Annotated in this window: 11 protein-coding genes and 4 tRNA genes; 12 read left to right on the plus strand and 3 right to left on the minus strand. The window is 59.4% G+C overall.

The features are described from left to right. The first annotated feature begins 153 nt into the window (after positions 1–153). From gltX to AC07ZE_RS10410, 10 genes are all read left to right on the plus strand, one after another. Positions 154–1,635 carry a glutamate--tRNA ligase gene (gltX, locus tag AC07ZE_RS10365; RefSeq protein ID WP_007956429.1) on the plus strand — a complete coding sequence of 494 codons (1,482 nt, stop codon included), beginning with the start codon at positions 154–156 and terminating at the stop codon, positions 1,633–1,635. Between the two features lie 202 nt (positions 1,636–1,837). Continuing rightward, positions 1,838–1,913, plus strand: a tRNA-Ala gene (locus tag AC07ZE_RS10370). 79 nt (positions 1,914–1,992) lie between these two features. Continuing rightward, positions 1,993–2,068: transfer RNA gene (locus AC07ZE_RS10375), tRNA-Glu, on the plus strand. Positions 2,069–2,121: 53 nt separating this feature from the next. Further along, a tRNA-Ala gene (locus tag AC07ZE_RS10380) sits at positions 2,122–2,197 on the plus strand. 80 nt (positions 2,198–2,277) lie between these two features. Beyond that, positions 2,278–2,353: transfer RNA gene (locus AC07ZE_RS10385), tRNA-Glu, on the plus strand. Positions 2,354–2,537: 184 nt separating this feature from the next. Next, entirely contained in the window at positions 2,538–3,077 is a 540-nt protein-coding gene (locus AC07ZE_RS10390; protein WP_095193294.1) for a TetR/AcrR family transcriptional regulator, read from the plus strand. A 28-nt stretch (positions 3,078–3,105) separates the two neighbouring features. After that, complete coding sequence (locus tag AC07ZE_RS10395; protein ID WP_207264035.1) at positions 3,106–3,939, plus strand: alpha/beta fold hydrolase; 834 nt, start codon at positions 3,106–3,108, stop codon at positions 3,937–3,939. A gap of 48 nt (positions 3,940–3,987) precedes the next feature. Beyond that, positions 3,988–4,437, plus strand: coding sequence for an acyl-CoA thioesterase (locus AC07ZE_RS10400; protein ID WP_207264036.1), 450 nt, complete (start codon positions 3,988–3,990; stop codon positions 4,435–4,437). A 103-nt stretch (positions 4,438–4,540) separates the two neighbouring features. Continuing rightward, positions 4,541–5,500 (plus strand): tRNA dihydrouridine synthase, encoded by a 960-nt coding sequence (locus AC07ZE_RS10405; RefSeq protein WP_207264038.1) that lies wholly within the window; start codon positions 4,541–4,543, stop codon positions 5,498–5,500. Positions 5,501–5,628: 128 nt separating this feature from the next. Further along, positions 5,629–6,078 (plus strand): Hsp20 family protein, encoded by a 450-nt coding sequence (locus tag AC07ZE_RS10410; RefSeq protein WP_207264040.1) that lies wholly within the window; start codon positions 5,629–5,631, stop codon positions 6,076–6,078. Between the two features lie 51 nt (positions 6,079–6,129). Here AC07ZE_RS10410 and AC07ZE_RS10415 read toward each other — a convergent pair whose 3' ends face one another. The 3 genes from AC07ZE_RS10415 to AC07ZE_RS10425 form a co-directional block, all read right to left on the minus strand. Further along, entirely contained in the window at positions 6,130–8,397 is a 2,268-nt protein-coding gene (locus tag AC07ZE_RS10415) for a nitric-oxide reductase large subunit (RefSeq protein ID WP_207264042.1), read from the minus strand. A 305-nt stretch (positions 8,398–8,702) separates the two neighbouring features. Further along, positions 8,703–11,981 (minus strand): PAS domain S-box protein, encoded by a 3,279-nt coding sequence (locus AC07ZE_RS10420; protein WP_207264044.1) that lies wholly within the window; start codon positions 11,979–11,981, stop codon positions 8,703–8,705. A 66-nt stretch (positions 11,982–12,047) separates the two neighbouring features. After that, positions 12,048–12,938, minus strand: a complete 891-nt coding sequence (locus tag AC07ZE_RS10425) for a LysR family transcriptional regulator (protein ID WP_137807455.1) — start codon at positions 12,936–12,938, stop codon at positions 12,048–12,050. Positions 12,939–13,086: 148 nt separating this feature from the next. On the opposite strand from AC07ZE_RS10425, the gene leuC reads away from it, so the two are divergent. Together leuC and leuD are read left to right on the plus strand one after the other, a co-directional pair. After that, complete coding sequence (leuC, locus tag AC07ZE_RS10430) at positions 13,087–14,517, plus strand: 3-isopropylmalate dehydratase large subunit (protein WP_207264046.1); 1,431 nt, start codon at positions 13,087–13,089, stop codon at positions 14,515–14,517. A 2-nt stretch (positions 14,518–14,519) separates the two neighbouring features. Then, positions 14,520–15,164, plus strand: coding sequence for a 3-isopropylmalate dehydratase small subunit (gene leuD / locus AC07ZE_RS10435; RefSeq protein WP_207264049.1), 645 nt, complete (start codon positions 14,520–14,522; stop codon positions 15,162–15,164). Positions 15,165–15,224 lie beyond the last annotated feature (60 nt).

A 15,224-nucleotide genomic window follows, 5' to 3' on the forward strand; every position in this document is an offset into this window, starting at 1 on the left:
GCCATCGGCTGATATTCGGCCATTCACCGCGTCATGTGGGTGTTACAGTCGCAACCTTGGCTTAAATGCCCTGTTCACTGGAGCCGGGCGGTCTGCGCCTGTTACCATTCGCCTCTTGTTAAATCTTTGCTTTTATTCTTTTCGAGACATGCCATGACCACCGTCCGCACTCGCATCGCGCCATCGCCTACCGGGGACCCCCACGTAGGTACCGCTTACATCGCATTGTTCAACTACTGCTTTGCCAAGCAGCACGGCGGTGAGTTCATCCTGCGGATTGAAGACACCGACCAGTTGCGTTCGACCCGCGAGTCCGAACAGCAGATTTTCGATGCCTTGCGCTGGTTGGGCATCGACTGGAGCGAAGGCCCGGACGTCGGCGGCCCGCATGGTCCGTACCGTCAAAGCGAGCGCGGCGATATTTATCAGAAGTACTGCCAGCAACTGGTCGACATGGGCCATGCCTTCCCGTGCTTCTGTACCGCTGAAGAGCTGGACCAGATGCGTGCCGAGCAAATGGCCCGTGGCGAAACCCCGCGTTACGACGGCCGCGCGCTGCTGCTGTCCAAGGAAGAAGTCGCGCGCCGCCTGGCTGCCGGCGAGCCGCACGTGATCCGCATGAAAGTGCCGAGCGAAGGCGTCTGCGTGGTGCCGGACATGCTGCGTGGCGATGTCGAAATCCCGTGGGATCGCATGGACATGCAAGTCCTGATGAAGACCGACGGCCTGCCGACGTACTTTCTGGCCAACGTGGTCGATGACCACCTGATGGGCATTACCCACGTATTGCGTGGTGAAGAATGGCTGCCATCGGCACCGAAACTGATCCTGCTGTACGAATACTTCGGCTGGGAGCAGCCGGAACTGTGCTACATGCCGCTGTTGCGTAACCCGGACAAGAGCAAGCTGTCCAAGCGCAAGAACCCGACCTCGGTGACCTTCTACGAGCGCATGGGCTTCATGCCGGAAGCCATGCTCAACTACCTGGGCCGCATGGGCTGGTCGATGCCGGACGAGCGCGAAAAGTTTTCGCTGCAGGAAATGGTCGACAACTTCGACCTCAAGCGCGTTTCCCTGGGTGGTCCGATTTTCGACATCGAGAAGCTGTCGTGGCTCAACGGCCAGTGGTTGCGCGACCTGCCGGTGGAAGAGTTCGCCGCGCGCGTGCAGAAATGGGCGTTCAATTCCGAATACATGATGAAAATCGCGCCGCATGTGCAGGGCCGGGTTGAAACCTTCAGCCAGGTCGCGCCGCTGGCCGGGTTCTTCTTCGCCGGTGGTGTCAATCCGGACGCCAAGCTGTTCGAATCGAAGAAGCTCTCGGGTGATCAGGTTCGCCAGTTGATGCAGTTGATTCTGTGGAAGCTCGAAAGCCTGCGTCAGTGGGAGAAGGACAGCATCACCGCGACCATCCAGGCGGTCGTCGAATCCCTCGAACTGAAGCTGCGCGATGCCATGCCGTTGATGTTCGCGGCGATCACCGGCCAGGCCAGTTCGGTGTCGGTGCTCGATGCGATGGAAATCCTCGGTCCGGACCTGACCCGTTTCCGTTTGCGCCAGGCGATCGACTTGCTGGGCGGCGTGTCGAAGAAAGAAAACAAAGAGTGGGAAAAGCTCTTGGGCGCTATCGCCTGATTGCGTTTGATTCCGTAGGAGCTGCCGGAGGCTGCGATCTTTTGATCCTGCTCTTCGGCGCTTTCCCCCGGATTTTCGGGGGGAGGGCGGTAAGTGATTGTTATGTCGGCAAAAAACTTTAAATTTTTTGAAAAATAAGTTTGACAGCCTTTCGATACGCCCTTAAGATTCGCCCCGTCCTCAGCGATGACATCAACGATGAGGGGCTATAGCTCAGCTGGGAGAGCGCTTGCATGGCATGCAAGAGGTCGACGGTTCGATCCCGTCTAGCTCCACCAATTTACACTTCAAGGTCTGGCCACACCGGCCTTGAAGCGATCAACACTCAGCGTTGGTCAGCTGTATAGAAGGGTTTGCGTCCCCTTCGTCTAGTGGCCTAGGACACCGCCCTTTCACGGCGGTAACAGGGGTTCGAGTCCCCTAGGGGACGCCAGTTTTACAGAAGCGATGTTGCAAGATGTCGCTCCGCCGCGAGGCGAAAAATCCGGGGCTATAGCTCAGCTGGGAGAGCGCCTGCATGGCATGCAGGAGGTCAGCGGTTCGATCCCGCTTAGCTCCACCAATTTTACAATTCAAGGCCTGGCCACACCGGCCTTGAATCGATCAGCACTCAGCACTGATCAGTTGTATAGAAGGGTTTGTGTCCCCTTCGTCTAGTGGCCTAGGACACCGCCCTTTCACGGCGGTAACAGGGGTTCGAGTCCCCTAGGGGACGCCACGATTACCCGCTCTGCGGGATTTTATAAGGGTCATTCAATTATTGAATGGCCCTTTTGTTTGTCTGGCGTTTGGCCAAATCCCCCCATTTCTTTCAAACTGTTCTTCAGACCAGCGGTCACATCCACGACTTGCAGAAAATTATTATGAGAATAATATTCTAGTCGTAATATTCGGAGGCAACGATGAACGATAAAAAAGCTCAAACCCGCGAACGCATTCTCAAGGCCGCCAGCGCAGCGCTGATCCAGCGTGGCCCGGCCGAACCGAGCGTGGGCGAAGTGATGGGCGCAGCCGGCCTGACCGTCGGCGGCTTCTATGCGCACTTCGAAAGCAAGGACGCAATGATGCTGGAGGCGTTCAAGCAATTGCTGGGTCGCCGTCGTGACTTGATTGCCGACATGGATGCCGAGTTGACCGGTGAAGAGCGTCGCGCCTTGGTCGCTGCGTTCTATCTGTCACGCAAACACCGTGATTCCAGCGAGTCTGCGTGTCCGATCCCGGCCTCGATCGGCGAGCTCGGACGTCTGCCTGAGACGTTCCGGATCGCACTGAACGAGCATTTGGAGTTGATGGTCGCGCAGTTGGCGGCCAGTCCTGAAGATATCGACAAAGCTTTGGCCGATATGGCCTTGATGGTGGGCGGTCTGGCGCTTGCACGGGCGCTGGGTCCTGGTGATTTATCCGATCGATTGCTTCGCGCCGCCAAGTCTGCGGTGCGTTGACCTGAAGGCAAAGCCTTGGGAGACAGCGATGAGCACGTTGAAGTGGGTTCGTGGCGTTAATGGCACCTTGGGTTGGTTTGCTCCGAAACTGGTCGCAAGTAAAATGCGATTGGCGTTCATGACGCCGCGAGATTTTCCACCGCGTGATTGGGAATTGCCGTTGCTGGCAAAGTCCGAGCGGATCACTTTGCGTTTCGGTCTCTCGGCGTTGCGTTGGGGGCAGGGGCCGGCGGTGCTGTTGATGCACGGCTGGGAAGGTCGGCCAACGCAGTTTGCCAGTCTTATCACCGCGCTCGTCGATGCCGGTTACACCGTGGTTGCCCTCGATGGTCCGGCACACGGACGCTCTCCGGGTACCGAGGCGAATGTCGTGTTGTTTGCCCGTGCCATGCTCGAAGCCGCCGCCGAATTACCGCCACTGCAAGCTGTCATCGGCCATTCCATGGGTGGCGCCAGTGCCATGCTTGCCGTGCAACTGGGCTTGCGGACCGAAACGCTGGTCAGCATTGCCGCACCGGCGCGAATCCTCGGCGTACTCCGTGGTTTTGCCCGCTATGTGCGATTACCACCGAAAGCCCGCTCGGCATTCATTCGCCAGGTTGAGAGGGACGTTGGCATGCGTGCTGCCACGCTGGATGTTGCGCACTATCAATTGGACATGCCTGGTCTGATTGTCCATGCCGAGGACGACAATTTCGTTCCGGTCAAGGAGTCGCAATTGATCCACGAAGCCTGGTTCGACAGCCGTTTGTTGCGCCTGGAAGAAGGGGGGCATCAGCGGGTCCTTGCTGATCCTCGGGTCATTGATGGCGTGTTATCACTGCTGGCCGGTCGTAGCCTGCAATCGCGCCAATCGGCCTGAGCATCCGTTACACTGCCCCGGTCGAAATCATCTGACCGGGAGTGGGGCATGGGCTGGGATCGGGCAACGCCATTTATTATTGATCTGCAAGTGGGCGCCGAAGATATCGACGGCCTGGGACACGCCAACAACGCGGTGTATGTGACCTGGCTCGAACGCTGTGCCTGGCGCCACTCCCAACGCCTTGGCCTGGATCTGGTCGAATACCGTCGGCTGGACCGGGCAATGGCGGTGGTGAGGCATGAGATCGATTACCTGGCGGCCGCCTATGAAGGCGACGAGCTGCAATTGGCGACCTGGATCGTCGATTGGGACCAGCGCCTGAAAATGACCCGCCATTTCCAATTGAAGCGCCCCAGCGACAATTCGACGTTGCTGCGCGCGCAAACCACCTTCGTCTGCATCGAACTGTCCACCGGCAAGCCCAAGCGCATGCCGGCCGAGTTCATTGAGGGCTATGGTCCGGCGTTGCAGGTATTGGATACTGCCAAAATCTAACAATGTGGGAGCGGGCTTGCTCCCACAGGGGAATCTGCGATGTTCTGCAGATTCCCTCCGAAACCAGTAAACTGCCGCACGTTTTTCGTTGAGTGTGTTTTTCATGCAAATTGCTTTGGCGCCCATGGAGGGGTTGGTCGACAACATCCTGCGCGACGTACTGACCCGTGTGGGCGGTATCGATTGGTGCGTGACCGAATTTATCCGGATCAACGATCAACTGCTGACGCCGGCCTATTTCCACAAATTCGGCCCTGAACTGCTGACCGGAGCCCGAACCGCGTCCGGTGTGCCGCTTCGTGTGCAATTGTTGGGTTCAGATCCGGTTTGCCTGGCGGAAAACGCCGCGCTGGCCTGTGAGTTGGGCTCGGAAGTGATCGACCTGAACTTTGGCTGCCCGGCCAAGACCGTGAACAAATCCCGTGGTGGCGCGGTGCTGCTCAAGGAGCCTGAGCTGCTGAACAGGATCGTCGAGCATGTCCGGCGCGCCGTTCCAGCGAACATTCCGGTAACGGCCAAGATGCGCCTGGGTTTCGACAGCCCGGACGGCTCGCTGGTGTGTGCAACGGCCCTGGCCGAAGGCGGCGCGGAACACATCGTGGTTCACGCGCGGACCAAGACCGACGGCTACAAGCCACCGGCACACTGGGAATGGATTGCGCGGGTACAGGACGTGGTCAAGGTGCCGGTGTTTGCCAACGGCGATATCTGGAGCGTCGATGACTGGCGCCGTTGCCGCGAGATCAGCGGCGTGGAAGACATCATGCTGGGCCGCGGCCTGGTATCGCGTCCGGATCTGGCTCGGCAAATCGCCGCGGCGCGTGCCGGCGAGGAGGTCGTCGAGATGACCTGGGCCGAACTGCTGCCGCTGCTCCAGGACTTCTGGTTGCAGGCCAAGGCGCAGATGACGCCACGTCAATCGCCGGGACGATTGAAGCAATGGCTGGCGATGCTGACGCGCAATTACCCCGAGGCGGTCGAGTTGTTCAGCGTCCTGCGTCGTGAAACCGAGCTGGAACAGGTCTCGCATTTATTAGGTTTGGGCATAACAAAAGCGGCTTGAATGGGTAAATAAATCTGAAAAAAATCTCTTGAAAAGCAATCAGCGGTCCCTATCTAAGGATTACGCGATGCCGAATTCGGGTCGCGGAGACAAAAAACTTGCTGATATGTTTTCAGGAGATTTGAATCATGAACACTACATTTTCCATGGCTCCACTGTTCCGTTCTTCGGTCGGTTTCGACCGTTTCAATGATCTGTTCGAAACCGCCTTGCGCAACGAACCAGGCAGTACTTATCCGCCCTACAACGTGGAAAAACACGGTGACGATCAGTATCGCATCGTTGTAGCGGCCGCCGGTTTCCAGGAAGAAGATCTGGATCTGCAGGTGGAAAAAGGTGTGCTGACCATCAGTGGTGGAAAGCGTGACGCTGACGATCAGGTCACTTATCTGTATCAGGGTATCGCACAGCGGGCTTTCAAACTGTCGTTCCGCCTGGCGGACCATATCGAAATCAAGGCCGCCGACCTGAGCAATGGTCTGTTGAGTATCGATCTGTTGCGGGTGGTTCCGGAAGAGGCTAAAGCCAAGCGCATTCCAATCAATAACGGTGTGCAAAAGCCGGCTCTGCAACACTGAAACAGGGCCAACAAGAAGGGCGCCAATGGCGCCCTTCTTTGTGTCTGCGATTTAACGCTGCCCGGTCACTTCCACGACACGCGGATGCCGGGACGAAAACAGTAAGCCACCGGCGATCTGCCAGATCACGGCAAAAGCACCCACCAGAAACACGATGTCGCCGAAGGTGCGGACCCAGCGCAGGGTTTGCAGCAGGTCCTGCTGCATGAACGCTTCGCTGCGGGCGTACCACAAGCCCTGGCTGGCGCTCGCGTAGAACTGCAGGATACCGATGGGCAAGAGGCTGGTGACGATCATCAGCATCAGGCCACCGTTAAGCCACCAGAACCCGGTGTTCATCAGTCGGTCGTTGAACTGCAGGTTTGGTCGCAGGTAACGCAGGATCAACAGGCTGAAGCCCAGCGCCAGCGAGCCGTAAACCCCGAACAAAGCCGCGTGTGCATGCATGGGCGTGGTGTTCAGGCCCTGGATGTAAAACAGCGCAATCGGCGGGTTGATCAGGAAGCCAAACACGCCGGCACCCAGCATGTTCCAGAACGCCGTGGCGATGAAGAATTGCAGCGGCCAGCGAATCTGCGTCATCCAGGTTGCGCGTTCTTTCAGGCGCCAGTTTTCCCAGGCTTCGTACCCCAGCAAAATCAGGGGGACCACTTCCAGGGCGCTGAAGGTTGCGCCCACGGCCATCACCGGCGTGGTAGTGCCGGCGAAGTAGATGTGGTGAAACGTGCCGGGAACGCCGCCGAGCATGAACAGCGAGGCAGAGCCAAGGGTGGCGGTGGTGGCCAGACGCTTGGAAACCAGGCCCATGCTGGTAAAGATGAAGGCCAGGGCGGTGGTGGCAAAGACTTCAAAGAAACCTTCGACCCACAGATGCACAACCCACCAGCGCCAGTATTCCATGACCGACAGGTTGGTGCGCTCGCCGTAGAACAGGCCAGCGCCGTAGAACAGACCGATGGCCACCACCGACGCCGCGAGCAGCGCCAGCAGGTTCTTATCACCGGGCTGGCGCAGGGCGGGGACCATGGCGCGCAACATCAGCACCAGCCAGAACACAATCCCGGCGAACTTGGCGATTTGCCACAGGCGGCCCAGGTCAACGTATTCGTAACCCTGATGCCCCAGCCAGAAGCTCCAGGGCTGTGGCATCAATTGCGCGATGGCCAGGAAATTGCCCGCATACGAACCCACAACCACCAATACCAGGGCCCAGAACAGCACATCAACGCCGAGCTTCTGCCATTTCGGGTCTTTGCCGCCGTTGATGAACGGCGCCAGAAACAGGCCGGCCGCGAGGAAGCCGGTGGCTATCCAGAACATCGCACTCTGCAAATGCCAGGTCCGGGTCAGCGAGTAGGGGAACCACTTCGACAGTGGCAGCCCGTAGAAATCCTGGCCCTCGACCGTGTAGTGCGCCGTCACCCCGCCCATCAATACCTGGAAGCCGAACAGTGCGCCCACCAGCAGCAAGTACTTGCCGAGGGCCTTTTGCGAGGGCGTGAGTTTGATCAGGCTCAATGGATCCTTCGCCGGGACCTTGGGCTCACCGTCTTCGTGGTTGCGCAAGAACGCCCAGCCCCAGACCAGGAAACCGATACCCGCCAGCAACACGACGATACTGACAATCGACCAGACAATGTTCTCTGCGGTCGGGTGGTTATCGATCAAGGGTTCGTGGGGCCAGTTGTTGGTAAAGGTTGCGTCCTGGCCGTCGCGTTCGGTGGCGGCAGCCCAGGCGGTCCAGAAGAAAAAGTACGTCAACTGCTGACGTCGCGCGGCGTCGGGCAGGGTGTTTTCTTTCATGGCAAAGCTTTCGCGACTGCCGTGCAGCGCCGCGTCGTTACCGAACAGCGCATGGTAATACGCGGCGGTTTGCGAGATGGCCTGCACGCGACGCTCGCTGAGTACCAGAGTACCGTTCACCAGTCGGTTGCCGCGGTACTCGCGTTTGAGTTGATGGCGCAACAGGGCCTGCTGAGCGTCATCGATGGCCTGGTAAGCCTTGCCATATGTCTGCTGCGCCGCCAGGTCCAGCCAGGCGAGCAGCTCGCGGTGCAGCCAGTCGGCGGTCCAGTCGGGCGCCTGATAGGCACCATGACCCCAGATCGAGCCCAGCTGCATGCCGCCAATGCCCTGCCAGGCGGTCTGGCCGTCGAGGATGTCGGAGGCACGGAACAGGGTCTTGCCTTCGACGTTTTGTACCTGCTCGGGAATGGGCGGTGCCTGCTGATAGATCTCGCGGCCGAACCATCCGAGCAGGCAGAAGGTTACGCCGAGGACGCCAATCAACGACCACCATAATTTGCGGTATTCACCCATGGAATCACCTCAATGTTCAAAAAAAAACGCCCGCATAACGGGTATGCGGGCGCAGAAAACCCGGCCCTGTGATCGGGAAGAGTGGCCGGGGTGTTGCACAGGAGAATGATCGGCTGCCGCGATCATTCATCGGTGGGGGCGAGACGTTTGTCTGCTGACCGAATGCGTGGGCTCAATGTAAGGCGCACCATGTACGACGTCACTCGTACACAGGGTCAGCGGGGTCATGTGTGGGTTTAAGCGATTCATACACAGGTATGAAGGCTGAAGGAGGCATTTGTGGGCGCTGCCGCAGGAGGACTCTTTTACCTCAGCAATTTTTGAAACTCTTCTACTGGCAACGGCAAGCTGTGCAGATACCCCTGATAAAAGTGACAACCCAGCCCTTGCAGGAAATCGAGTTGGTCTTGTGTCTCCACGCCTTCGGCAATCACTTTCAGTTCCAGGCTGCGGGCCATGGCGACGATGGCGCGAATGATCTCGGCGTCATTGGGGTCGGTGGTGGCGTCGCGAATGAACGACTGGTCGATTTTCAGGGTGTCGACCGGCAGGCGCTTGAGGTAGGTCAATGAGGAATAGCCGGTGCCGAAATCGTCCATGGCAAAGCTCACACCGAGTTTTTTCAGGCGCAGCATTTTGCTGATGGTGTCTTCCAGGTTCTGGATGACGATGCCTTCGGTGATTTCCAGTTTCAGCAGCGAGCAGGGCAGGCCGTAGCGGGCAAGGCTCTCTTCGATCCGCTCGACGAAGTCATTCTGGCGGAATTGCCGTGGGCTGATGTTTACGCACAGGCTGAAATCCTGCGGGTCCACCAGTCCGTTGGCAATCAGATGCCTGAAGGCCTGGCAGGCCTCGTCGATGATCCAGGTGCCGACCTCCAGGATCAGGCCGCTGTCCTCCAGTACCTTGATGAACTCGGCGGGCGATTGCGCGCCGAGCTCCGGATGGGTCCAGCGCACCAGCGCTTCGGCACCGACGATGCGATTGTTCCGGGCGTCGAGTTGGGGTTGGTAGTGCACGCGAAACTCACCCCGGGACAGCGCCAGGCGTAGATCCGTCTCCATGCGCAGGCGCTCGCTCGCGGCCTTCTGCATGGTGTTGTGATACATCTGCGCGGTATTGCGCCCCGAATCCTTGGCGCGATACAGGGCGATATCGGCGCGTTTGAGCAGGTCGGTTGGCGTCGAACCGTGATCGGGAATCAATGCAATGCCGATACTGGGTGTCACCTGCAGACGCTGGCCGTCGAGGAACATAGGCTCGGACAATAATTCGCGCAAGGTGTCGGCCAGTCCTCGTACTTGGGTGCTGACATCGTTGCGCGAACCTTCAAGCCCGCTGAGTAGTACCACGAATTCGTCACCGCCCAGGCGCGCGACGGTATCTTCCATGCGCACGCTGGCTTCCAGGCGCGCGGTAATGATTTTCAGCACTGTATCGCCCACCGGATGGCCGAGCGAGTCGTTGATGTGCTTGAAGTGGTCGAGGTCAAGGAACATCAGCGCGCCGCGCAGGTTGTGGCGCTTGAGCAGGGCAATCTGCTGGCTCAGGCGATCCATCAGCAACGCGCGGTTGGGCAGGTTGGTCAGCGGGTCATGGTAGGCCAGGTGGCGGATCTGTGCCTCGGCGTTTTTCAGCAGGCTGACGTCCCGCGCGGTCAGCAACAGGCACGCGGTTTCATTGAGGGTAATCGGCTCCACCGAGACCTCGACGGTCAGCAATTCGCCGCGCTTGTTGCGCCCGAGCATTTCCTGGTGATGGACCCGGCCCTTGATCTGCAGTTCGGCCAGCAACGCCGAACGTTGTTTCTCTTCGGCCCAGATGCCGACCTGATACACCGTGCGGCCGATCACTTCATCGGCGCGGTAGCCGGTCAGGCGACTGAATCCGTCGTTGACTTCCAGGTAGCGCCCGGTGTCGCGCTCAGTGATGGTGATGGCATCGGGGCTGGAGTGGAATGCCTTGGCGAACTTCTCTTCACTGGCTTTGAGTGCCGCTTCCGAGCGTTGTTGCTGGGTAATGTCGCGCAGGGTGGTGACGATGCACGGCTGGTCGCCGACGCTGATCTGGCGGCTGGAAATCACGCAGGTCAGGGATTGCCCGTCCTTGTGCTGGACGATGATCGCCACGTTGTTCAGCGCTTGTTCGCGGATCACCTGTTCGATCCGTTGCAGGCTTTTCGCCGAAGCATCCCACAGGCCGATTTCGTCGGCGCTGCGGCCGATCACGTCGGCGGCGCTCCAGCCGAATGTCTGGGTGAAACTGGAGTTGATCTCGATGAACTGCCCGGTGTCCTGACGGGTCACGCAGATCGGGTCCGGGCTGACCTGGAACAGTGTGGCGAACTTTTCCTCGGACGCCACCAGCCGTTGTTCGCGTTCAACCTGATCAGTGATGTCGAGCAAGGTGCCGGCCATGCGCAGCGGCACGCCGTTGTCATCGCGGTAGAGCCGGGCGCGGCTTTCCAGGTAGCGTGAGCTGCCGTCTGGCAGTTGCACGCGATAGGTCAGTTGATAGTTGCCGGCCGGGCCTTCGCGCAAGCTGCGGTAGGCGTCGCGCATGGAACTGCGTTCTTCGCCGGGCACGCCTTCGAAAAATTCCTCGAAAGACTCATGGAAAGGTTTGGGCTCCATGCCGTGCAATTGCGCGGCGCGTGCCGAGCCATAGAGCATGCCGCTGGGGATGTGCCAGTCCCAGGTGCCCAGTTGCGCCGAATCCAGGGCCAGGTCGAGGCGTTCCTGGCTGTCTTTGAGCGCGTGCTCGGCTGCTTTGCGCTCGGTGGTGTCGAGGAAGGTGCTCAGCAGATAGGGCTGACCTTCGAGTTCGACCTTTTGCGCGCTGAGGATGCCGTCGTGGATCTGGCCGTTGCTGGCGCGAAACTGCACCTCCATGTTGGTCAGTTCGCCCTTGGCCTTGGTGGCCTTGACCAGTTCCGACCGTTGCTCGGGGTGCACCCACAGGCCCAGCTCCAGAGTGGTACGGCCGATGGCGTCCTGCACCGGCCAGCCGAACAGGCTTTCGAAATATTGGTTGGCTTCGGTGATCAGGCCGTCTTCCTGGCGGGTCAGCAGCACCATGTTCGGGCACAGGTGAAACAACGTGGCGAAACGTTTTTCCGAACTGCTCAACGCTTGTTCGCGCTGGCGCTGGTGAGTGATTTCGCGGATCACGCCGATCATCCGCGGGCGACCGTGCTTGTCCGGCAGCAGGCTGCCGTTGATCTCCAGCCAATGCAGGCTGCCGTCAGGCCAGCGAATGCGGTGGTGCATCGCTTGTTCCAGGGGGGCTCCGGCGATCACCGCATGGAAAGCGCGAACGGCTTTCGCCCGGTCTTCGGGGGGCAGCAAATCGAGGTATTCCAGATCGGCCGGCAAAGGTTGCCGTGGATCGAAGCCGAACAATGCCTGTGTACCCCGCGACCAACTGATCTGGCCGCGCTCGATATCCCAATACCACGCACCCAGACGCGCACCGTTCAGGGCGGCCAGCAATTGGGGGGCACTTTCCCAGCTCTGCTCGGAGCGTTTGGGGTCAAGTGCCTGAATACGCGGCATCGGCGGAATACGGTCAACAGATTTCGGCATTGGCAAGCCTTAGGCTGAAGTGGGCATTAGGCACAGGAATTCGCGGCTCTATAGGCGTAGCACAAGTTAGCCTTGAGTCCCTGGCAGATCGATTTGAGCCTCCAGCAAGGCCATGAAGGCCCGTGCTGCATTCGATAGCGTCCGTTCTGTGTGCAGGATATAGCCTAGCTGGCGAGACAGTTGTATGCCCGGTAAAGGTATTCGTGCAACTTGATCATCAAGCATGGTGCGCGGCAGGACGCTCCAGGCCAGGCCGATCGACACCATCATCTTGATGGTTTCCAGGTAATTGGTGCTCATGGCGATGTTCGGCGTCAGGCCCTGGGCTTCGAACAGGCGCTGGACGATATGGTGGGTAAAGGTGTTGCCGCCGGGGAATACCGCCGGATGGCGGGCGATGTCCGCCAGGCTGACTTTGCCGTTGTGCAGCAGCGAATGCTCCGGGGCGACCACGAAGTCCAGCGGGTCGTCCCACACAGGCGTGGCCTTGACCAGCGCGTGGGGTTCCGGCGCCAGGGTGATGACAGCCAGTTCGGCGCGGCCATGCAGAATCTCTTCGTAGGCCACTTCCGAATCGAGGAACTGAATATCCAGCGCGACGTCCGGGTAGCGTCGGGTGAACTCCCTTAATAAGGGCGGCAAACGGTGCAGGCCGATATGGTGACTGGTGGCCAGGGTCAGACGACCGGTCACCTCGCCGGTGAGGTTGGTCAGGGCGCGGCGCGTATCATCGAGGACGTTCAGGATCTGGTAGGCGCGGGGCAGCAGGGCGCGACCGGCTTCGGTCAGGCCGACTTCCCGGCCCAGTCGATCGAACAGTCGCACCTTTAATTGCTGTTCCAGCCCGGCGATGCGTTTACTGATCGCCGGTTGAGTCAGATGCAGCCGCTCACCGGCCCCGGAGAAGCTTCCAGTCTCGGCGATGGCAATAAAGGCATTGAGATTGGCCAGGTCCATGGATGCATTCCAGTTGGTTATCCAAAGCATAAAAAATATGAATTTGAGTTATTTAATGTAACCCCATAGGATCAGCCTCACAAGCCAAAGGGTTATTGAAATTGTCAAAGCCCGGGGCATAGAAACAAGCTGATGAGGAAACCGTCTGATGGCCGGCAAAACGCTCTACGACAAGCTCTGGGATTCGCATTTGGTCAAGCAGCGCGACGATGGCTCTGCGCTGATCTACATCGATCGTCACATCATCCATGAAGTGACCTCGCCGCAAGCCTTCGAAGGCTTGCGTCTGGCCGGGCGCAAGCCTTGGCGCATCGATGCCAACATCGCGACCCCGGATCACAACGTACCGACCACGCCGGAGCGCAAGGGCGGCATCGAAGCCATTGCCGACCAGGTCTCGCGTTTGCAGGTCCAGACCCTCGACGATAACTGCGACGAATACGGCATCGTCGAATTCAAGATGAATGACGTCCGCCAAGGCATCGTCCACGTCATCGGCCCGGAGCAGGGCGCCACCTTGCCAGGCATGACCGTGGTCTGCGGCGACTCCCATACCTCGACCCACGGCGCGTTCGGTGCCCTGGCACACGGTATTGGCACTTCCGAGGTCGAGCACGTGCTCGCCACCCAGTGCCTGGTCGCCAAGAAAATGAAGAACATGCTGGTGCGCGTCGAAGGCCAATTGCCGTTCGGCGTGACCGCCAAGGACATCGTTCTCGCCGTGATCGGCAAGATCGGCACCGCCGGCGGTAACGGCCACGCCATCGAATTCGCCGGCAGCGCGATTCGCGACCTGTCCGTCGAAGGCCGCATGACCATCTGCAACATGTCCATCGAAGCCGGCGCGCGCGTCGGTCTGGTGGCAGCAGACGAAAAAACCGTGGCCTACGTCAAGGGCCGTCCGTTCGCTCCGAAAGGTGCTGAGTGGGATTTGGCGGTCGAAGCCTGGAAAGACCTGGTGTCCGATGCCGATGCGGTGTTCGACACCGTCGTCGAGCTCGACGCCACCCAGATCAAGCCGCAAGTCAGCTGGGGTACTTCGCCCGAAATGGTGTTGGCGGTCGATCAGAACGTGCCGGATCCTGCGAAGGAAATGGACCTGGTCAAGCGCGGTTCCATCGAGCGTGCCTTGAAATACATGGGTTTGACCGCCAATCAGGCGATCACCGACATTCAGCTGGACCGCGTGTTCATCGGCTCCTGCACCAACTCGCGGATCGAAGATTTGCGCGCTGCTGCGGTCATTGCCAAGGGCCGCAAAGTGGCGTCGACCATCAAGCAGGCCATCGTGGTGCCGGGCTCGGGTCTGGTGAAGGCGCAGGCCGAATCGGAAGGCCTGGACAAGATTTTCCTCGAAGCCGGTTTCGAATGGCGCGAGCCGGGTTGCTCGATGTGCCTGGCGATGAACCCTGACCGCTTGGAGTCGGGCGAGCATTGCGCTTCGACCTCCAACCGCAACTTCGAAGGGCGTCAGGGCGCCGGTGGCCGTACCCACCTCGTCAGCCCGGCCATGGCCGCCGCCGCCGCGGTAAACGGTCGTTTCGTCGACGTCCGTGAATTGATCCAAGGAGCGCAGTAACGATGAAGCCTTTTACCCAGCACACTGGACTTGTCGCGCCTCTGGATCGTGCCAACGTCGACACCGACCAGATCATCCCGAAGCAATTTCTGAAGTCGATCAAGCGCACCGGGTTCGGCCCGAACCTGTTCGATGAGTGGCGCTACCTGGATGTGGGGCAGCCGTATCAGGACAACTCCAAGCGGCCGCTGAACAAGGACTTCGTCCTCAATGCCGAACGCTATCAGGGCGCCAGCGTGTTGCTGGCCCGTGAGAACTTCGGTTGCGGCTCCAGCCGCGAGCACGCGCCCTGGGCGCTGGAAGAATACGGTTTCCGCAGCATCATTGCGCCGAGCTATGCCGACATCTTCTTCAACAACAGCTTCAAGAACGGCTTGCTGCCAATCATCTTGAGCGACGCTGAAGTCGATGAGCTGTTCAAGCAGGTCGAGGCCAATCCCGGCTACCAGTTGCAGATCGATCTGCAAGCCCAGACCGTGACCCGTCCGGACGGTAAGGTGCTGAAATTCGAAATCGATGCATTCCGCAAGCATTGCCTGCTCAATGGCCTGGACGATATCGGCCTGACCTTGCAGGACGGTGATGCGATTGCTGCATTCGAAGCCAAGCATCGTGCGAGCCAGCCTTGGTTGTTTCGCGACGCGTAAGCATGAGTAAGGCGAGATGCTCGCTCCTACAGTGGAATGCATTTCAAATGTGGGAGCGAG

The sequence above is a fragment of the Pseudomonas sp. GW101-3H06 genome (assembly GCF_059424605.1).